Annotated in this window: 18 protein-coding genes and 1 riboswitch; of the genes, 5 read left to right on the forward strand and 13 right to left on the reverse strand. The window is 45.6% G+C overall.

What is annotated here, in order from left to right:
- Positions 1 to 22: 22 nt before the first annotated feature.
- Together AC1XTG_RS21950 and metH are read right to left on the reverse strand one after the other, a co-directional pair.
- A complete protein-coding gene (locus AC1XTG_RS21950; RefSeq protein ID WP_484843456.1) occupies positions 23 to 571 on the reverse strand; it encodes a YybH family protein in 549 nt (182 codons plus the stop codon).
- A gap of 197 nt (positions 572 to 768) precedes the next feature.
- Positions 769 to 4,593, reverse strand: a complete 3,825-nt coding sequence (metH, locus tag AC1XTG_RS21955; RefSeq protein WP_484843457.1) for a methionine synthase — start codon at positions 4,591 to 4,593, stop codon at positions 769 to 771.
- Between the two features lie 189 nt (positions 4,594 to 4,782).
- Between metH and AC1XTG_RS21960 the strand changes: the two genes are divergently transcribed.
- The 4 genes from AC1XTG_RS21960 (at position 4,783) to AC1XTG_RS21975 (ending at position 8,523) form a co-directional block, all read left to right on the forward strand.
- The gene (locus AC1XTG_RS21960; RefSeq protein WP_056285785.1) at positions 4,783 to 5,259 is read left to right on the forward strand and encodes an Lrp/AsnC family transcriptional regulator; all 477 of its coding nucleotides are present in this window, start codon (positions 4,783 to 4,785) and stop codon (positions 5,257 to 5,259) included.
- A gap of 315 nt (positions 5,260 to 5,574) precedes the next feature.
- Positions 5,575 to 6,189, forward strand: a complete 615-nt coding sequence (locus AC1XTG_RS21965) for an RNA polymerase sigma factor (RefSeq protein WP_056285789.1) — start codon at positions 5,575 to 5,577, stop codon at positions 6,187 to 6,189.
- Positions 6,179 to 7,546, forward strand: coding sequence for a hypothetical protein (locus AC1XTG_RS21970; protein WP_056285792.1), 1,368 nt, complete (start codon positions 6,179 to 6,181; stop codon positions 7,544 to 7,546). Before AC1XTG_RS21965 ends, AC1XTG_RS21970 begins: the two co-directional genes overlap by 11 nt.
- A 92-nt stretch (positions 7,547 to 7,638) precedes the next feature.
- Positions 7,639 to 8,523 (forward strand): Ppx/GppA phosphatase family protein, encoded by an 885-nt coding sequence (locus AC1XTG_RS21975; RefSeq protein WP_056285796.1) that lies wholly within the window; start codon positions 7,639 to 7,641, stop codon positions 8,521 to 8,523.
- Positions 8,524 to 8,556: 33 nt separating this feature from the next.
- Here the strand turns inward: AC1XTG_RS21975 and AC1XTG_RS21980 are convergent, their stop codons facing one another.
- The 11 genes from AC1XTG_RS21980 to AC1XTG_RS22030 form a co-directional block, all read right to left on the reverse strand.
- Positions 8,557 to 8,928 carry an SxtJ family membrane protein gene (locus AC1XTG_RS21980; protein ID WP_484843458.1) on the reverse strand — a complete coding sequence of 124 codons (372 nt, stop codon included), beginning with the start codon at positions 8,926 to 8,928 and terminating at the stop codon, positions 8,557 to 8,559.
- A 7-nt stretch (positions 8,929 to 8,935) separates the two neighbouring features.
- On the reverse strand, positions 8,936 to 9,085 hold the full coding sequence (locus AC1XTG_RS21985) for a DUF5989 family protein (RefSeq protein ID WP_169739265.1): 150 nt from the start codon (positions 9,083 to 9,085) through the stop codon (positions 8,936 to 8,938).
- 53 nt (positions 9,086 to 9,138) lie between these two features.
- On the reverse strand, positions 9,139 to 10,260 hold the full coding sequence (locus tag AC1XTG_RS21990) for an SGNH/GDSL hydrolase family protein (RefSeq protein WP_484843459.1): 1,122 nt from the start codon (positions 10,258 to 10,260) through the stop codon (positions 9,139 to 9,141).
- A 25-nt stretch (positions 10,261 to 10,285) separates the two neighbouring features.
- Positions 10,286 to 12,148 (reverse strand): carbamoyltransferase family protein, encoded by a 1,863-nt coding sequence (locus AC1XTG_RS21995; RefSeq protein ID WP_484843460.1) that lies wholly within the window; start codon positions 12,146 to 12,148, stop codon positions 10,286 to 10,288.
- Positions 12,149 to 12,185: 37 nt separating this feature from the next.
- Positions 12,186 to 13,154 (reverse strand): SGNH/GDSL hydrolase family protein, encoded by a 969-nt coding sequence (locus tag AC1XTG_RS22000; protein ID WP_484843461.1) that lies wholly within the window; start codon positions 13,152 to 13,154, stop codon positions 12,186 to 12,188.
- Positions 13,155 to 13,353: 199 nt separating this feature from the next.
- Positions 13,354 to 14,490 carry an acyltransferase family protein gene (locus AC1XTG_RS22005; RefSeq protein WP_484843462.1) on the reverse strand — a complete coding sequence of 379 codons (1,137 nt, stop codon included), beginning with the start codon at positions 14,488 to 14,490 and terminating at the stop codon, positions 13,354 to 13,356.
- 47 nt (positions 14,491 to 14,537) lie between these two features.
- Positions 14,538 to 14,924 carry an acyl-CoA thioesterase gene (locus AC1XTG_RS22010; RefSeq protein ID WP_056285819.1) on the reverse strand — a complete coding sequence of 129 codons (387 nt, stop codon included), beginning with the start codon at positions 14,922 to 14,924 and terminating at the stop codon, positions 14,538 to 14,540.
- 158 nt (positions 14,925 to 15,082) lie between these two features.
- Positions 15,083 to 17,395, reverse strand: a complete 2,313-nt coding sequence (gene metE, locus AC1XTG_RS22015; RefSeq protein ID WP_484843463.1) for a 5-methyltetrahydropteroyltriglutamate--homocysteine S-methyltransferase — start codon at positions 17,393 to 17,395, stop codon at positions 15,083 to 15,085.
- Between the two features lie 173 nt (positions 17,396 to 17,568).
- Positions 17,569 to 17,807, reverse strand: a riboswitch (cobalamin riboswitch).
- 161 nt (positions 17,808 to 17,968) lie between these two features.
- Positions 17,969 to 18,232 carry a type II toxin-antitoxin system RelE family toxin gene (locus tag AC1XTG_RS22020; RefSeq protein WP_484843464.1) on the reverse strand — a complete coding sequence of 88 codons (264 nt, stop codon included), beginning with the start codon at positions 18,230 to 18,232 and terminating at the stop codon, positions 17,969 to 17,971.
- 1 nt (position 18,233) lies between these two features.
- On the reverse strand, positions 18,234 to 18,470 hold the full coding sequence (locus AC1XTG_RS22025) for a hypothetical protein (protein WP_484843465.1): 237 nt from the start codon (positions 18,468 to 18,470) through the stop codon (positions 18,234 to 18,236).
- 51 nt (positions 18,471 to 18,521) lie between these two features.
- A complete protein-coding gene (locus AC1XTG_RS22030) occupies positions 18,522 to 19,253 on the reverse strand; it encodes a 6-phosphogluconolactonase (RefSeq protein ID WP_484843466.1) in 732 nt (243 codons plus the stop codon).
- A gap of 150 nt (positions 19,254 to 19,403) precedes the next feature.
- Between AC1XTG_RS22030 and fumC the strand changes: the two genes are divergently transcribed.
- Positions 19,404 to 20,804: a class II fumarate hydratase gene (fumC, locus tag AC1XTG_RS22035; protein ID WP_484843467.1), complete on the forward strand. Its 1,401-nt coding sequence runs from the start codon at positions 19,404 to 19,406 to the stop codon at positions 20,802 to 20,804.
- Positions 20,805 to 20,840 lie beyond the last annotated feature (36 nt).

A 20,840-nucleotide genomic window follows, 5' to 3' on the forward strand; every position in this document is an offset into this window, starting at 1 on the left:
TAAATATCAGGACTCAGCGCAATTATTTAGCAATTTCGTCTGATTTCTTACCGGGTAAGATGCTGTCTGCGTGGCGGTGAACGATTTTCCATTCACCATTGTCTTTCCGGAAAACGACAGTCACCTGCAAATCCCTGGACTTTCCATCCGCAGGTTTGTAATGTTCTTTTTGTATTAAGTAAGCCTGCAAATCACCTTCGTCGCTGGCAATTTTTTCGAAGGTATAAGTGATATCAGCAGAAACAGGCTTTTTGGCTGAGTCGAGGCTGGCTGATATTGCATTCCAACCTTTGAGTTCAGCATTCCTGTTGTCGCCGAAAAATGTTACATCATCACTTTGGAGCCACAATGATTTAAAAAGTTCGGGATTACCTTTTGCCATTTCAAGATTTGCCTGCTGCATTTTAGTTACCGCAGCTTCAAATGTATTCTGTTCCGCAGGTTTTGCGGGAACCATATTTCTTAAACGATCAGGCAAAAATGGCTGGCTGTTTTCTCTTGCCTTGGTTCTGTATTTAAATGAAGATGCAAGCAGAATCAGGAGGATGAAGACTGAGATATTTCTTTTCATGGCTAATAAACTATTTACTACTTCAATTAGACAAATATCTACTGTAAAATATTGAGAAAATAGAGTATAAATACCTGTTTATTGCTCGATGCTCCATTTAAATACGCGTATAGCGTTGAAAAAGTATATTATTCCCAAATAAAAAAGGGACGTGAATAAATCCACATCCCTTTGAAAAATGCTTGAAGCTTAACAGATTAATATCCTAAAACAGGAGACAGCCATTTTTCCGTTTCCTCCACAGACATCTCCTTTCTGCGGGCATAATCTTCAACCTGATCTTTAAATATTTTCCCTACCGGGAAATACCTGCTTTCGGGGTGTGAAAAATACCAGCCGCTTACACTGCTTGCAGGATACATTGCAAAGCTTTCTGTCAGCTCAATGCCGATTTCCTCTGCTTTCAACAGGTCAAAGAGCATTCTTTTCTCGGTATGATCAGGGCAGGCAGGATAGCCCGGCGCGGGACGGATACCTCTATACGCTTCTTTGATCAGCTCTTCATTGGAAAGGCTTTCACTTTTATCATAACCCCACAGTTCCTTTCTCACCTTTTCATGCATCAGCTCCGCAAGCGCTTCCACCAGTCTGTCCGCAAGCGCTTTGATCATGATACTGTTGTAGTCGTCGTGGTCTTTTTCATATTTCTCAATCAGCGGCTCAATGCCGATTCCAGCAGTCACTGCAAACCCTCCGATATAATCCTGGTGGCCGCTTTCCAATGGCGCTACGAAATCTGACAGACAATAGTTTGGCAGATTGGAAGCTTTCTGACTTTGCTGGCGTAAATGATGCAAAACCGCCGCGGTATCTGCCACCAGCTCTCCTGCATTCAGATTTTCTTCCGCGTGCTGGCTAATTCTGTACTCAATGTGATTGTGCGAACCGTGCCGCTCACACGGAACCTCCCGTGTCTCTTCCTCGAAGCTATGCAGCACGATATCGTCCTGAATGGAGTTTGCCGGCCAGAAGCCGACCACTGCTTTTGCTTTGAGCGTTTTATCACGAATGATTTCGCCCAGTAACACTGCAGCATCTTCGTACAATTTCATTGCTTCCTGCCCTACCACCTTGTCTTCAAATATCTTGGGATATTTCCCGTGCAGCTGCCAGGTTTGGAAGAATGGTGTCCAGTCAATGTATTTTGCAATATCCGCCAGATCGTAATCATCGAAAACGCGTGTTCCTAAGAACTGCGGTTTCGTTGCTGTGAATTCACTCCAATTGATCTTCGCTTTATTCTCACGCGCTTTTTCAATGCTGATATGCGCTTTTTCACCACCTCTTTTGGCATGATCATCGCGTAATTTGGCATATTCCGCTTTAATATCTGCGAGTACATCTGCCTGGCTTTTCTCGCTCTGGATCAATTTGCCCGCCACCGGAACCGAACGCGAAGCATCCAGTACGTGAATAACCGGACCGGAATAATTCGGATCAATTTTTACAGCTGTGTGAATGCGTGAAGTAGTCGCTCCGCCGATCAGAAGAGGTGTTTTCAGCTTTCTGCGCTCCATTTCTTTTGCTACACCTACCATTTCATCCAGCGAAGGTGTAATCAGTCCCGACAATCCGATAATATCTACATTATGTTCTTCCGCCGCCGCCAGGATTTTGTCTGTGGGCACCATTACCCCCAAATCGATGATTTCGTAGTTGTTACAACCAAGCACTACTCCTACGATGTTTTTACCGATATCGTGCACATCTCCTTTTACTGTCGCCAGCAGGATTTTGCCCGCTGAACTTCCTCCTTCGCTCTTTTCGGCTTCAATAAAAGGCTGCAAATAAGCCACCGCTTTTTTCATCACCCGCGCAGACTTTACAACCTGCGGCAAGAACATTTTTCCCTCTCCGAAAAGATCTCCCACAATGCTCATTCCGTCCATCAAAGGTCCCTCAATCACTTCCAAAGGCCGGGTGAACAGGTGGCGGCATTCTTCAATATCTTCGTCTATATAATCAGAGATCCCTTTTACCAATGCGTGGGATATCCGCTCCTTAATCGGCAACTGCCGCCAGCTCAAATCCGGGCCGCTTTGCGATTTTCCTTTATCCTTAACTGTTTCGGCATAAGTTACCAGCCGCTCAGTTGCATCCGGGCGACGGTTAAGCAGCACATCTTCCACCAGCTCCAGAACATCCTTCGGAATTTCATCGTAGATACCAATCTGGCCTGCATTCACGATACCCATATCCAGACCAGCCTTGATCGCGTGGTACAGGAATGCAGTATGGATAGCTTCGCGCACAGGCTCATTTCCGCGGAAACTGAAAGACACATTGGACACCCCGCCTGAAACTTTTGCATGTGGCAGGTTTTCCTTGATCCAGCGAACTGCATTGATAAAGTCAACCGCGTAATTGTTATGCTCCTCCATTCCCGTAGCAACGGTCAGGATATTTGGGTCAAAAATGATATCCTCAGCAGGGAAGCCAACTTCATCGACCAGAATCCTGTAAGCTCTTGAACAAATTTCGCAGCGACGTTCAAAATTATCGGCCTGACCTTGTTCATCAAACGCCATTACCACTGTTGCGGCGCCATACCGCAGCACAGTCCGGGCCGATTCTTTAAACTTCTCCTCTCCTTCTTTCAGCGAGATTGAGTTTACAATGGACTTACCTTGCACACATTTAAGTCCCGATTCGATCACCTCCCATTTTGAGGAATCGATCATCAGCGGCACTTTGGAAATATCCGGTTCTGAGGCAATGAGGTTTACAAAAGTCTTCATTGCCTCTACCCCGTCGATCATACCTTCGTCGAGATTGACGTCAATTATCTGCGCGCCACTTTCCACTTGCTCGCGTGCAATGGACAAAGCTTCATCATATTTGCCTTCACGAATCAACCTTGCAAACTTCTTCGATCCTGTTACGTTGCAACGCTCGCCAATGTTTACAAAATTCGTCAGCTTATTGATTTTAACCGGTTCAAGACCCGATAGCTTCATGACTGTTTCAGCTACCGGCAATGAACGCGGTGCATGTTTCCTCGCAAGATCTGCGATCACCCTGATGTGATCGGGCGTAGTTCCGCAGCAGCCTCCGATGATATTGATCAGATTATCCTTCAAAAACCCGTCGATTACCTCACCCATTTGCTCCGGCGATTCATCATACTCCCCCATTTCGTTCGGCAAGCCGGCGTTCGGGTGAGCCGATGTATAAAATGGAGATTCCTTCGCCAGGATCTGAACATAGGGACGCATTAAATCAGCACCCAATGCACAGTTCAAGCCGACAGAAAGTAATGGTAAATGCGAAACTGAAGTCAGAAACGCTTCCGTAGTCTGCCCGGAAAGCGTGCGGCCCGATGCGTCGGTAATTGTTCCTGAGATCATGACCGGTAGCGATTCGCCAGGTACATTCTTCCAGGAATCAAGCCGCTCTACCTTGCCATTTTTTGCATCAACAAAAAACTGGTCAATTGCGAAAAGCGCTGCCTTTGCATTTAATGTATCGAAGATGGTTTCTACAAGCAACAAGTCACAACCACCGTCAGTCAATCCTTTAATCTGCTCATAATAAGCCTCAACCAGCTGATCAAAGCTGATTGCACGGTAACCTGGATTGTTTACATCGGGCGAAAGAGAGGCTGTCCGGTTGGTAGGGCCCATTGAACCGGCCACAAATCTTGGCTTATCAGGCTCACGCTCGGTGAACTCGTCGGCTACTTCCCGCGCCAGCCGTGCCGATTCGTAGTTCAGTTCGTAAACCAGCTCTTCCATTCCGTAATCTGCCATCGCGATGGCAGTACCGGAGAAAGTATTGGTTTCGGCGATATCTGCGCCTGCTTCAAAATAAGCGGCGTGAATTTCTTTGATGATATCTGGTCGAGTCAGGGAAAGTAAATCATTGTTTCCTTTCACATCCTGCGGCCAATCGGCAAAACGGTCGCCGCGGTAATCGTGATCCTCCAACTTGTACCGCTGGATCATCGTACCCATAGCTCCATCCAATACAAGAATGCGGTTTTTAAGAATCTCGCGAATATCCGCCTTTTCAGTTGCTATCATTTATGTAATATTTTGATGAGTTCATGATTAATCCGCCGGAAGCAGACTTTACAAGAGACAAATTTAAGTCAATAGATTTTTTATTCAATAAAACAAAAAATATTAGACTAAACATCTACCTATTTGACATTCGATACACTATTTATCTATATTCGAAGGTTAGTTGAAGTGAATAAAGATATTCTATCTATGTATAATCTGGACGAAACAGATGCCAAAATCCTGCATTTGCTGCAACAGGATGCGACCCTGAAAACACGCGAATTATCCGAAAAGCTCAATCTTTCTTACACGCCGGTTTACGAACGGGTAAGAAGATTAGAGAAGGAAGGCGTGATCCGGAAGTACGTCGCGCTGGTCGACCGTGAGAAAGTCGGGAAAAAGTTAATGGCTTTCTGCAATATCGCGCTCAAAGAACATTCTAAGAATATGGGCGAAAGATTTGTCAAGGCTGTTACGGCGATGCCCGAGGTAATGGAATGCTTCAACATTTCGGGCGACTACGATTTTTTATTAAAAGTAGTAGTCGACGATATGTCGCAGTATCAGCAATTTTTAATGCAGAAACTTGGCTCCCTGGATAACATTGGGAGTACGCACAGCTTGTTTGTGATGGGCGAAATCAAGAATTCCTCGGCGCTGGAAATGCTCGCCAGCAAAAAATAAATACGGCCCCGAAAGATCCCGGGCCGTATTCCAACTCACCCCTAACAAAAGGTCTTCAAATGTTATAAAAAGTTAAAATTTCATCTCGCCGAGGCGTCAGCTTCATCAGTTAGCCGGTGCTTTAAATGGGATTACGCTGGTATTTCCTCCACTGTTGCACGGAAAGGCACTTTTGATCTCCCACCAGTCACTTTCCTGACTAAAATCCTGATTTTAAACAGCGTTAACTTTTTTGTAATTTTTTGCAACATAAGCTCAGCTACCCACGTAACTGACATTAAGAATGCGATCCCTGACAATCTTGATACCCTGACGTTGCTATTTGGAAGAAAAATATCCTTTAATGAGAACGACTTCGAATCTGTCGTAGCTGCGTGCATTGCGGGTAACAACCAGGCGCAGCGGCATCTCTATAAACAGTTTTTCGGCTATTCTAAAAGTATCTGCCTTCGTTACACTGCCTCCACAGAAGAAGCCGAGGAAGTTTTGAATGAAGGCTTCCTGAAAGTCTTTAATAATCTGCAAAAATATGATCCGAACCACCCCTTTAAAGCCTGGTTGCGGACTATCATGGTGAATACGGCGATCAGTTATTATCGCAAACATAAAAAGCACAGCGAGGATATGATTGCATTGGAAGATGCGCCTTATCCGAAGTTTGAAGAAGATGTAATCTCGCAGATTACAGCAGAAGAAATACTTGCATTGATCCAGAAAATCAAGCCTGTTTATAAAAACGTCTTTTTATTATATGTAGTCGATGGCTACAATCACAGGGAAATTGCAGATCTGCTGCAAATCAATGAGGCCACAGTCCGGTCGCATTATGTTCGTGCAAGAGCCCGGTTGCAGCATTTAATAAAACAATATTACCCACATCTCTTTCCAAGCGATTGGGCCGTAAAGTCATTCAGAGGAAATGAAAACTAATCAATTTGAAACAACTATACGCCGGAAATTAGAGAGTATCCAACCAGACTTTCAGGAAGCGGATTGGGCCAGAATGCAGAATTACATGCATGCGCACACGCCACCGAGTTTTTGGCAACAATATAGTTCATGGATCGGATATGCCGCCGCAGCTTCGGTAACGGCGGTAATGGCGTTTCTTTACGTAAACCAGCTATCACAAAATGACAGCCTGCTTGCAGACGTAAAAAACCTGCAGGAGCAGATCGAAGTGATCAAACAACAACCCGCTCAGGTTGCGAAAGCGGATACCATTTACATTGTGCAAAAAGCAGATGCGGATCAAGACAGGCAGAGTTACCAGGTGGCTGTGCGGGAAAATGCAGCTCGCTTCACTGAGAATTCCTACGCTTTTAATGCAAATACCCGGACTTCTGAACCTTACCTGTCACATCGTAAAAAATCCGAAGTTGCTGAGAGCTCTGCAAACAGCGAGAGGCAATATGCAGCTTCCGGCATGAGCGGTACGGACGAAGTACCACCTGCCGCGGTATCTCGTGAATATTTCACTGTACTCTCGTCTAAGTCCCCGCTGAATGTAAATAGTGGCAATGCGCTTTCAAGAAAGATGAACTATGATTTGGCAAACAGGCTCTCTACCAGACAGGTACAAAGAGCGATCAACTGGAACAATGTTCAAATTGCAAAAGTCAGTACCATTGCTGACAAAAAAGTGGAAAGGACCGCGAAGGCGGATAATATAGTCCCGAAGCTTGACATTAAAGCACCTTACCGGTTTGGGGGAGGTATTCAAATGGAAGCAAACGGAACTGCGAAGTCAGTTGTGGGCGAGGTACTGGTGGCCAGGAAGTTCTCGATCACGGCAGGGATAAGCTGGCTGAAAGTAAAACCAATGGAGTTTATTTCAGAAAAGATATTCAGGGAGAAAGTACGTAAGGATTTCAAGCGATCGCACCCGGGAGATGTACCGCTCGCTTTGGATGTGTTTAACATTAAAGTAAATCCGACGCTTGTCCAGATCCCGCTTACAGTCGCATTCCGGAACAATCTGAAAGACAACTGGGCTTACTACGCCGGAGTTGGTACCAATGTGACGGTCTCGTCCAAAGAAAAAGTTTCATTCGATTGCATTGCGCCGAACAAAGAGTACTTCAAAAACGAATTTGATAAAAAGACCAAAGTACCTGCTGTCAGCTCGGTCAACTTCTCTGTAGGAATTGAGAAAACCTGGCACCCGATTGTAGTACAGGCCGAAGGTTATGTTTACACTTACTTTACCCCTCTGACTCCCCTTAGCCATACTACCGGACCGGGTGTAAAGTTGAAGCTTCTGTATCAGATAGGCGGCAAAATGTAGATAAAACAGCTTTAACTTTCACGGGCACCCGTACAATGTGTTCGTGAAAGTTCTATTTTTGGCTTTTATTTACTCCCCTATAATACGTTTCCTTGAAATTCGCTGCAATAGATATAGGATCCAATGGTGCCCGCATGCAGATTTCCTCTGTACTGCATGACGGCGGCGTTTCCCGCTTCAAAAAGGTTGAATATGTACGTTTCCCGCTTCGTTTAGGCCATGACGTTTTTACTCAGGGCCGGATCACGGAACAGAGTGAAGACCGCATGATGAAACTGATGCTTGCTTACCAGCTCCTCATGGAACTGCACGAAGTAGATGATTTCATGGCGTGCTCCACATCTGCGATGCGTGAGGCCGAAAACGGATATGAAGTCCGCGACCGGATTGTAAACCGCACCGGCATTCACATTCAGATCATTGACGGACAACGTGAAGCTGAGCTTGTTAACAATGTCGTTGTCAAATCACTGGGTGAGGGTCAGTATATTCACATTGACGTGGGCGGCGGCAGCACGGAGTTGAACTTGTACAAAGACCGTGTAAAGACTTTTGCAAAATCCTTCAAACTGGGTTCTGTGAGGCTTCTTGAAGGAAAAGAATCCAAGAATTCGTGGCAGAAAATCAAAGAGTGGATCAACCAGCATGTCGACTACAGCCAGCCTATTCAGGCAGTTGGAACGGGTGGTAACATCAATAAGCTTTTTGATTTGTCTTCTAAGCTTACCGAAAGCTCCACTAGTCTGGAAGAAATTGAGAGAATGAAAGAGTACATTTCCCAGTTTTCACTAGAAGAAAGGATCAACAAGCTGCAACTCAATCCCGACAGAGCCGACGTAATTGTTCCTGCGGGAGATATTTACACCTCAGCAATGAAGTGGGCAGGGGCGGAAATCATTCACGTACCCGATGTGGGTCTGAAAGACGGGATGCTGCAATTACTTTACGATAGAGCATGCAGAAAGAAAAAAGCCTGAAACCAGGCTCTTTCTTTTACAACCAAAACCCAATTACCATACATTTTCAAGATCCTTGGCGCCATACTTGTGGTTTCTTTCATGGAAGAGAGACCCGGACTGTCTTCGTTTGAGCGCCAATGCATCTTTTCTATTCATCCGCGCTATCAAAGCGACGGGGATAAGTACTATGAAAAAGATTACCGTGAGCAAAATGGCGCCATTGATCTTTCCCAGTACCTCCGCGATTTTAAACCAGCATTTTACAATGATCTCACCGGCAGGCGGAATAAGTAAACTTACCATTCCGACGATGGCCGCAGCAGCCAGTATAGCTGGTTGTTTAAAAAAATAGAAGATCAGAATAAGGCCGGTGACAATTACCAACTGTGCTTTTGCGTGCTCCGACTTATCAGGTACAGTCATCGAAGTGTTAGAATAAGGTATAAATAAATGGAGCTGCCGCTGAACCTCCTCCGATTACGACCAGGATACCAATCAGGAGCAAAACAATGATTACAGGAGCAAGCCACCATTTTTTACGCTCCTTCATAAATGCAAATAAATCAGTCAGAAAATCCATTCGTTTGTCGTTTTAAATTTATGTATGCTGTATTGCAGTCGCTTCCAAAGCAGTTAATGCTTGCTAATGGCTGCGTAGAGCCTATCGGCAATGAGCTGGTTGATCGCCGCACTCGCGTGACCATCATTTTCACCAACCACTCTTTCCTTCCCCGGTAGTTTTTTGATCCCGTCGTTAATGCCGACGATTGTTACATTCTTTGACTGCAGGTATTCTACCACAGCTCTGGTTTCACCAGCGCTTTTATCTACTTGAAAAAGGAATGGTATGAAGACTGCGTACATCTGTGCTTTTGTAGAATCACGGTAGGCAAGCATTGCTGAGAGGTCTTTCAGGTGTGTGCTCAGGACTGTGGTATCCGTATATGCTGCGTGCACAAAATTTTCAAAAGTGCTTACACCGATATGCGGAAGTTGCCAGTAAATGAAATTGGGCAAATAAAACCGCTTTATGATCGTCGCCATTGGACCTTTGAGATCTGCATAAGGCTCTGCTCCTGTCAGCAAAAGACCTTTATCGCGGCCAGCCTTTTCTATATCATTGGGGAAATATTGAAGAATGATAATGTCAGGCTTAACAGGAAAATCGTACAAACGCTTTGCTTCGTCGCGGGTATCCGCACCTGACATTCCAAGGTTATAGATTGTGTACCTGTCTGTTCCGAGTTTCGCTTCCAGGATATTCGAAAAGCGCTCATTCACATTATTCAGGCCGTGGCCAGCCGCAAACGAATCTCCGATCACAAGGATTTTCTTTTTGCCGTTCTCATTCTTGATTTCGTTATCACGGTAACCCAGCGAGTTTACGGGTGTCCAGTATTTCTCCCACCAGATCTGTGAAGCTTTTGAAAGCACTCCTTCATGACTTTGCGGAATGTACATAAATGTCATTTCCAGAATAATCAACACCAGAACAAGGGTTGTAAGAATTGTAGCAACACGGGCAGTTAGCTCCTTTGCATTCCGCTTAACCACGCCATAGTAGAAAATACGGATGAGCTCAACCATTAACAGGAACCAGCATGCGAGTTTCGCCAGCCGCACGTGCCAGCTGTCGGCTTGCGGATAACCGGGGTAATCAAATTTGATAGAAAACTTGTCGGGGTAAAAAAGGAATACAAACAGCAATCCCAGGAACAAGATGCGGACAACACTGGTAAAGATTTTAGATGCCATTATTTTGAGCCATTTTGCATGAGGGTTAATCCAGTACAAACTCTTCTTTCCACCCGTCCTTTTCAGTCCATTCCGGTTGCTGCTTTTTGTCAAACAAATAATTACCGACCACCAAATAGTCCATCTCAGTGCGCATAAAGCATCTGTAAGCATCATTTGGAGTACAAACAATGGGCTCTCCACGTACGTTAAAGCTGGTATTTACAAGTACCGGACAGCCAGTCAATTGTTTAAATGCCTGGATCAGGTCGTAGTAACGCGGGTTGGTTGTTTTATGTACAGTTTGAATTCTTGCGGAATAATCAATGTGCGTAATCGAGGGGAGTTCTGATCTTTGATAATATAGCTTCTCTCGAAGATCCATTGATGCGTAGTTTGCCGGCACGGATTTTCGCAGGCGCTCTTTGACAGGATGCACCAGCAACATATAGGGAGATATGCCATCAAAATCAAAGAAGTCAGCGCATTCATCTGCAAGTACCGAAGGTGCAAACGGACGAAAGGATTCCCTGTATTTGATTTTCAGATTGAGCTTCTTCTGCATTTCTGCATTCCTCGGGTCGCCCAGAATGCTGCGCGCGCCCAAAGCGCGCGGCCCGAACTCCATTCTTCCTTGTACCCAACCCACTACATTGCCCTCTGCCAGAATAGCAGCTACCTGGGCAGTGAGCGCCTCGAACTTTTGAAAATGAGTGTAGACCGTTTTGTATTTCTTCGCCGTCAGTTCAACTTCCAGGTCCGAAAATGTAGGACCCAGATAAGAACCCTGCAATGCGTCACCGGTCCACGAAATATCTCGTTCACAACCAAAATAGATGTGGTAAGCAGCTTGTGCAGCACCCAGAGCACCGCCCGCATCTCCGGCCGCAGGCTGGATGAAGATATCCTTGAATATCCCCGACTTTTGCAGCTTCCCATTTGACACACAATTCAATGCTACTCCGCCCGCGAGACACAGGTATTCCGCGCCTGTAAGCCGCTTCGCTTCGGCTGCCATCTTAAGAACAATCTGCTCGGTTACGTTCTGAATTGCCAGACCCAGATTGCAGTGCTGTGCTTCCAGAGAATCCTCGGGGTCTCTTTTTTTGACTCCAAACAGGAATTCCCATTTTGCTTCATTGACCATTTTCAAGCCAGTAGCATAATCGAAGTATTCCTGATTAAGCCAGATCGAACCGTCTTCTTTCAAATCAATTAACTCACTTAGGATGAGCCGTTCATATCTCTGTATATCTGACGAGGCCGCGTTTCCATAAGGTGCCAGTCCCATCAGTTTGTACTCACCGGAATTGACCCTGAAACCTAGAAAATAGGTAAATGCAGAATAGAGCAGGCCGAGTGAATGCGGAAAGCGCATTTCTCTGAGAATGGAGATATCTTTTCCATCCCCGCTGCAGATAGAAGCGGTAGCCCACTCCCCTACGCCATCGATCGTAAGAATGGCTGCTTTTTTAAACGGTGACGGATAAAATGCACTGGCTGCATGTGACAGGTGATGTTCGGGAAAGACGAGTTTCAGCTTCTTCTTTTTGCTGTACCCCAGCTTAACCAGTTCCTCGTTGATCAACCTCTTCAAAAACATCTTTTCTTTGAGCCAAACGGGCATTGCCGTCAGAAAAGACCGCAAGCCGTTTGGCGCAAAAGCGTAATAGGTTTCAAGCAGCCGCTCAAATTTCAATAAAGGTTTATCGTAAAAAGCAACTGCATCCAGCTCATCCACAGACAATCCTGCATATTCAAGACAAAACCTGACTGCATTGGAGGGAAAAGATGGATCGTGCTTTTTTCTTGTAAACCGTTCTTCCTGCGCCGCGGCTACAATGTCACCATTGTCGATCAACGCGGCAGCAGAGTCGTGATAAAAAGCGGAAATGCCTAAAATCTTCATCAAGTGTGTGTAATAAGCTGATAGTTAGGTTAATTATTCAGTCAAGTATCTTTTTACTGATGATGTAGCTTGCCAGCTCTTTTGCAAACCGCTGCGCACCTGCCTCGCTCAAATGGCAAACATCACAGAAAAGCGCAGGTTCTTGCGGCAGCGCATTTTCCATATCCATGAAAAGAACTGAGTTTCTGTGGCTGAGATTGATTAGCTCTTTATTATGAGCATCAATTCCTTTGTGCACTTGGTCCGGATCGCCCCAAAGTGTTACCGGAGTAGCAAATCTGCATTTTGCGAAATGGGCACCATCGGTAGAATCACCTGTTAGTTTTGCTCTTGGTGGAAAGAAATGCGCGTAGCTAAGTAAGAGCAATCTGTCACCACGACGCGATGCAAGATTAATGATGCCAGTAACGTTATCGCGATAAGATGCGGCAGTCTTGATATCTGCACCAAAAGCCTTGTACCTCTTATCAACATCCTGATAATTGATATACTCTTTTCCACTAATGAGATCGCTTATTTCATGCACCCCCTTGTCAATCAGATAGGGAATGACGGACCAATTAATTTCCGGATGTGCGCGTAAGAGGCGGATCTCCTCGTAACATTTAATATGTGAATAGTCTGACTTAAAATCTTTTATGGCTATGTTATTGGCTCGGGTTTCATTAATTGCCTCATAGAATATAACCAGATCAAACCGCTGTTTTTCCAGGAGCTGATATTTGTACAGGTTATCAAGTGAAGTATGAGCCGGCATGGCTGCGTTGTAAACTGAAAAGTTACAATGACCAGGATAGCTTTTAGTCAAAATGCTATCCAAACGTGTTTCAAGGCGAGACCAGGCTGGACTGACTACTGAACCTCCCAAAATCAGAATATCTTTGACTTGATCATCACTTTTTATTTCTGCGCGTATGAGTGGTTTAAGACTGGCGTAAAACTTATTGTAGATACTATCAGAGGGACGGAAAAAGTCGAATTCATAGCAAGTCAAGGCTAACCGCAACAGAACTTCGGTTAGTAACAGCAGTATAATACAGTACGTAGCTATGAGGAAAATTTGCCTTGAATAAGTCATTCGGCGATGCTGACAATTATAATGATCTCCAAAACTAGTCGGAGTCAGATACAGCGCTGGGTCAAATGAGTGATCGGCGAATGCAAGCTATTAAATGGAAAAACACAAAGGAATGCGCGATTGAAATCTATTCCGAGACAGGACTGACAGTAGCAGAAGGTTTCACGCGACTTAGCTGGAAGTACTTTTTGAGCTTGATAAATGGCGCCTCGAAGATGTACCAGGAAGCTGTCGCCAGCAAAATGAGGACAACCAGGCTAACCAGTTTAAGGGAGTTCTCTGAGAAAGTCAGCGTGATGTGCAGGTAGCGGTTAAGTACCTTCACGATAAAAGGTACGACAAGTGTCGGTACCAGCATGTGGTACACGTAAAGTCCGTAGCTCACCCGACCAATGTGCCTCATAAATGCATTATCGAGGATACTTCCAATGATAGAGGGAAAACCTTTCCCATAACTCGCTTTGGCAACCAGGTACAGACAGAAAAGCGACATGGAAGTTCTGAAAAACAACGTTTTCAGCCAGGATTCGTCGTTATTAAAACAGATAAACAGAAATACACCGAGCCCAATTACAGCCAGTACATTCAGGGTTTTCAGGAACTTAACTACTGATTTGTCGAAATAGCTGACATAAGCCCAGATAGCTCCCAAACCAAATGCATCAAGACAGGTTGGCATCAACACTCCTTCGCTGTATCCGAAAGAACCCAGAATTGCCCGGGAGGCAATACCCAGCACAACCGTGGCGATCAACGTTCCCCGCATGTAGCGCAGAGGTACTGTCAACACTACAAAAGGCCAGAATATATAAAACTGTTCTTCAACCGCCAGCGACCAGAATGGAGAAAGCACGTCAGACCAATCGTGGAGCTTCTCGATCAGGAAGTTGGAAATGTAAAGCAGGTAGTAAGCAGGATTATAGTAAAGCTGACTCGGGATTTTTGGAAAAAAATCAATGTACCGGATGCTCCAAATTACCAGTAATGTGAGATAATAGAGCGGAAAAATGCGCAGCATACGCCGCAGCATAAAATTCTTGTAAGTAGCAGCAAGCCCGTGAGAAGCAAGGTAATTCCGGCTCGCAAGCAGGATCCGCGTGATCAGAAAACCGCTTAAAACAAAGAACAATGTAACTCCCACCGGACCGTTTGCAATTACATTGATACCCTCACCCTCGGGAAACCAGTGAAACAAGACAACCAGGGCAACTGCAAATGCCCTCAGCCCATCAAGTTGAGAAATGTACTCCTGCTGTTTTTGCATGTGTGCCAAAATATAACTACCAAAGAACGCGATTAATTGGTAAAAATTCAGCTTAATATTTTGACCGGCTTGTGATCTTCATCGAGTGCTACGAACGTAAAAATGCCTGTTACTGCCTTTTCACGGCCTTCCTCGTACATCTTTTCAACAAAAATATCAACCCGAACCTTCATACTGGTATTGCCCACAGTCTCCACTCTGCCAACGAGCTCGATGATCGTTCCAGCGGGGATCGGGTGCGTAAAATCAATGCGGTCAGACGATACGGTAACGCACCGGAGTCTGGAAAAACGGGTGGCTGCGATGAATGCAACTTCGTCCATCATCGACAATGCAGTTCCTCCGAAAAGTGTGTCGTAGTGATTTGTATTATTTGGGAAAACGGTTTTAAAAACGCGCGTTTCCGAAGCTTTGATTTTTTCCTGGATGTTCAATTGTACTTGGTTTTAAGTTAGTGGGGGATGTTGAGTTTGGTCGTTGATTGTTATTGATTGTCATTTGTCGTCATTTGTGGTCATTGATTGCCTTCTTGGTCTCTGATAACAAAGAATGACAATCAATGACAATTAATGACCCAAATGACAATATCCAACTACCCGTATCTTTCTCGCAGCAAGTTACCTGCCAGGATCATATTTCGCAAAGCAGCCTCCGTCTCAGGCCATTTTCGGGTTTTCAGGCCGCAGTCCGGATTAACCCAAAGGTTTCTGGCTGGAATGACTTTCAATGCCTTTTCAAGTAAAAGCACCATCTCGTCAACAGTAGGTACGCGCGGTGAGTGGATATCGTACACGCCAGGGCCGATTTCATTGGGGTAATTGAAGTTTGCAAATGCGTCCAGCAGCTCCATTTGCGACCGCGAAGTTTCAATTGTAATGACATCCGCGTCCATTGCCGCAATGGAATCGATGATATCATTGAACTCTGAATAACACATATGCGTGTGGATCTGCGTCTGGTCGGCCACTCCGGCAGCACTGAGCCTGAATGCGTCAACCGCCCATTTGAGGTAACCCGACCAATCAGCCTTCCTCAATGGAAGCCCTTCCCGAATAGCCGGTTCATCGATTTGTATTACTTTGATACCCGCTTTTTCAAGATCAACTACCTCGTCGCGAATAGCCAGCGCGATCTGAAATGCAGTGTTTTTCCTGGGCTGATCGTCGCGTACAAACGACCATTGCAAAATCGTAACCGGGCCTGTGAGCATTCCTTTGACCAGCTTTTCAGAGTTGGCCTGTGCGAATGCCGACCATTTGACCGTCATAGCTTCCGGCCGCTCCACGTCACCATATATAACAGGCGGCTTCACACAGCGGCTGCCGTAGCTTTGTACCCAGCCATTTTGCGTAAAAACAAAACCCGACAGGCTCTCACCAAAATATTCGACCATATCATTCCGCTCAAACTCGCCATGTACCAGCACGTCAATTCCAAGTTCCTCCTGCCAGCGCAGCGAGCTAATGATTTCTTCCCGGATGCGGCTCTCGTACTCTTCCTGAGTCAATGCATTCTTTTTCAGATTAGCACGTAGCAAACGTACTTCGTCAGTTTGGGGGAATGACCCAATCGTTGTTGAAGGAAACATCGGCAACTTCAATTTTTCCAGTTGTATCTGCTGCCTTTCCGAAAAGCTACTTTGCCTGTTAAAATCATTTTCATTTACCTGCGAAAGGCGGCGCTTCACTTCCTGCTTATGGATCAAAGTGGCATTGCGGCGGCTTTCAATTGTCTCCTGGTTAGCAATGAATGCGGGATCAGTACTCCAATTTATCTCCGCCAGTCGGGCGATTTCGGTCACTTCCGACAACTTTTGCTTTGCAAATGACATCCAGTTTTTGATCTCCGGGATTAGAACCGTTTCATCCTGTTCCAGTTCGAGGTCGCACGGGCTATGGAGCAGCGATGAGGAAGGCGCAATGAGCAGGCGGTCTTTCCCGAGTACCTCAGCCGCCTGATCGATGAATGCCAGCGATTTGGAGTAGTCATTTTTCCAGATATTTCTCCCATCAACAACGCCCAGCGAAAGCAGGCGTGCAGAATCTACAAAGTCTTTGTGAGCCAGCAAAGCTGTAAAGGATCCGGCGCCTCTTGTCAGATCAATGTGCAATGCATTTACCGGCAAGCCGGCAGCGGTATTTACGTTATCATCTAATTCGCCAAAGTAGGTCGCAACCAGCAATTTCAATCCGGGAACTGCCTTTCTGATTTCGGAATATGCTGATTCAAAAGCTTTCTGTTGCTTTGCCGACAGGTCAAGTACCAATGCAGGCTCATCGAGCTGTATCCATTCCACGCCTCTTGCGGCGAGCTCTTCCAGAACAGAAATGTAAACCGGCAGCAGATTTTCAATCAAATCAATTTTATCGAAGCCTTCCTCCTTTTCTTTCCCCAGCAACAGGTAGGTAACCGGGCCCAGCAAAACTGGTTTTGTCAAAATTCCCTTTTGCAATGCGTCTTCAAATTCCAGCAGCACTTTGTCGGAATACCTTCTGAACTGTTGATTTTTGGTAAACTCCGGCACGAGGTAATGGTAGTTTGTATCAAACCACTTCGTCATTTCCATTGCCTTTATATCGTGATTGTCGCGCTGGTATCCGCGCGCCATGGCGTAGTAAAGTTCAAGTTCCTTGTTCGACTTCCCATCGATCAGCTGGTGGTAACGTTCGGGTACTGCACCTACCATCAGCGAAGTGTCGAGTACCTGATCGTACAATGAGAAATCATTGGACGGAATTAGGCTGATACCCGCCGCCTTCTGCGCATTCCAGTTTTCATGACGGATTTTACGTGCGACTTTCTGCAATTCGTCGCGGTCGATTTTACCTGCCCAGAACTTTTCGCTGGCCCTTTTCAGTTCACGCCGACTTCCGATGCGCGGGTAGCCGAGATTGTGTGATAACATAGCATTTGTGTTTAAGAGTTAATAAAAACCCTTTGAAAACACCCCCGTCCCGACTTTAACCGGTACGTAACACAAGTGAGATTGCCCGGCCGCAGCGCCAAGTCTGCTCGCAGGTTCATCTTTGAAATATGTCTGGTAAATCAATGCCTGACCAGCCTCCAACCGTGAGAGAATGGACATTGAGAGTAGCGGCAAGTCTCCTGGCTTATATCATTTTCACCGCCCTTCTCGTCGCACATGCCTTTTAAATGGACATTTACAATAATGGGACACCTGGGTAAAAACTTGTTCCTATATTCCGGAACTGATATTTACAGTAGCACGACTGCCCGTGATTTGCACACGGTTCCTTTTTAGTTTGCTGTATTTGGCTGAGGGTTCCAAAAGCAAAACCACTACCCCGATTGACGGGCGTTCACAAAGAACTGGTCAAATTTAGAAAGGAAAGACCGCGCCGGAAAAATGCGCCGCTATTTAAGTGAAACGAGGAAAATTTCTTCCGAGCAAGGGATATTTTATCTTTTTAACCCAAAAATAAATGGCTCCAAAAGTGATTTTTTGAAGCCATTTTAATCATGGAAAATATTGGTATATCTCTCGTCTGTGTAGTATTCTTGTAAATATCACAATGTCGCCCTCAACGAAAATACCAACCCGATAGTCTCCAATCCGGATACGAAAGGCATTTGAAAACCCTTTCATCTTCTTAACATTGGTAACCTGTTCAAACCTATGGGCCAACCGGATCTTGTCAACCAAACCCTGCAACTGCACCTTGACTTCCACAGGTAGTTTCTTTACATCTTTGATGAAGGATTTTGCATACTCATACTCCATATTACTTACTAAAGAGGTAAGCTTCGAATTCCTGTTTTTCTTTTGAGTCAGCAATCCCTTCTTTCCTTCCCTCTTCCATAGCAATTCCAAGTGCTAAATCCTCTTCTTCCTCCAATAGGATGTGTTCCTTCACTTCAATATCCAAAGCTCTTAGTATGGTCATCAATGCATCCTTTTGCGTGCTAGTTACCGAGACATCCAGCATAATTCTTTCCTTATCTTTCGATACAGCTTCCATTTGCAATAACTTATATTAACATGATATATAAAGTTAAACACATTTTGCTATTTATTTCAATCCGCTTCCTGCCTCTTCATCCAGGATAAACTCTGCATTCATGTGGTTTTGCAAAACGGTAGCGGGAAAGTCGGCGGTTACCGGGAAAGCTAATGCACGTGCGATAACCTGGGCTTTTGCACCTCCTGAGCCAATCAGAATGGCTGTTTCTGCTTCCAGAATATGCCTGATACCAACAGTGATCCCCCCCGTGAGCGGAGTGGGTTTGTTGAAATACTTCTGTCCGACCTCGGCAGTCAGCGGGTCAAGCTCGGAAATATGCGCATAGGTATCCCAGGGTGTTCCCGGCTCATTCAATGCCAGATGCCCGTTCATTCCTATTCCAAGAACAATCAGGTCGAGTCCGCCGAAGCTTTCCACTATCTTGTTTACCCTGGTACATTCAGCCTCCGGGTCCATTGCTTTTCCATTAAAAAACACAACCTGGTTTTCACGAAAACCAATTGGTTTCAGAAAATCTCTATCGAGCAGGTCCCGGCAGCTACCCTCGTCACCTGCACCCAGACCGATCCACTCATCAAGGCCAATGTAAATGCATTTAGAAAAGTCAACTTCTCCTTTCTGGTTGGCTGCTGCCAATGCACGGAACATCCCAAGCGGCGTGCTCCCCGAAGGCAAACAGATGACTGAATCGGGCTTTCTGGTCAGGAGTGCGATCACACGGTCGGCAGCCGCCTGGCTCATTGCATTGTAGTCGGGATAGATACTGATCTTGGGTACCATTGCAGCTTATATTCGTTTTTGAAGGCCGCCAATCTAACCATTCTTTTCAAAGAGCTTAACATTTATCCTTCAAAAAACAACAAAAACTAAAAGCCCGAACCTAACTTTACCTTTCAATCCAATTCATTTTTATCCTACTAAAAAAATAAAATGGAATACCGTATAGAAAAAGATACCATGGGCGAAGTGCAGGTACCCGCTCATGTATACTGGGGTGCTCAAACGCAACGCTCAATCCAAAACTTCCCGATTGCACAGGATATCAACAAAATGCCGAAAGAGATTATCAAGGCATTTGCATACCTGAAAAAGGCCGCGGCGATTACGAACTACGAGGCTGGCGTGCTGCCAAAGGAAAAAAGCGATCTGATCGGACAGGTTTGCGACGAAATCCTGACCGAGCAGCTCGACGACCAGTTCCCGCTCGTAGTGTGGCAAACCGGCTCGGGTACGCAGTCCAATATGAACTGCAATGAAGTAATTGCTTACCGCGGGCACGTGTTGCAGGGCGGCGAGCTGGCTGATAAAACCAAGTTCCTTCACCCGAATGACGATGTGAATAAATCACAGTCTTCAAATGATACCTACCCGACTGCAATGCACATTGCAGCCTATAAAATACTCGTGGACGTAACCATTCCCGGCATTACAAAGCTGCGGGATACATTGAAAGCAAAAGCGGAAGCTTTCAGGAATGTGGTTAAAATCGGTCGTACGCATTTTATGGATGCAACTCCGCTGACACTCGGCCAGGAGTTTTCCGGATATGCTTCCCAGCTCGACCACGGACTTCGTGCTATCTATAATTCACTCGCCCACCTTTCTGAACTTGCCCTGGGCGGAACAGCAGTAGGTACGGGAATTAATACACCGGAAGGATATTCAGAAAATGTGGCGCGTCACATTGCCACGCTCACTGGTCTTCCATTTATAACTGCCGAAAACAAGTTTGAGGCCCTGGCTGCACACGATGCGATTGTGGAAGCACACGGCGCATTGAAAACAGTAGCGGTAAGTCTGATGAAAATTGGAAACGATATCCGCATGCTTTCGTCAGGCCCGCGCTCGGGAATCGGAGAAATCCATATTCCGGATAACGAGCCGGGAAGCTCGATCATGCCGGGCAAAGTAAACCCGACACAATGCGAAGCGATCACGATGGTAGCTGCGCAGGTAATGGGTAATGATGTGGCAATCGGTATCGGCGGATCAAACGGACATTTTGAACTGAATGTTTTCAAACCTTTAATGGCGTACAACTTCCTGCATTCAGCCAGGCTGATCGGCGATGCCTGTGTTTCTTTCAATGACAACTGCGCAGTAGGTATCGAACCGCTGCATGAAAACATTAAAAAACACGTCAATAACTCATTGATGCTGGTAACCGCATTGAATACCAGGATCGGATATTACAAGGCAGCAGAAATCGCACAAACTGCGCACAAAAACGGCTCAACACTTAAAGAAACGGCTGTTGCACTGGGTTACCTTACCCCTGATGAGTTTGACGCCTGGGTAAAACCTGAGGATATGGTGGGCGACAACAAATAGAAATCCACTTTCTTTTCCTTTTTTGAATGCTCTGCC

This window comes from Dyadobacter sp. HNCC25DJ183 (assembly GCF_056895175.1).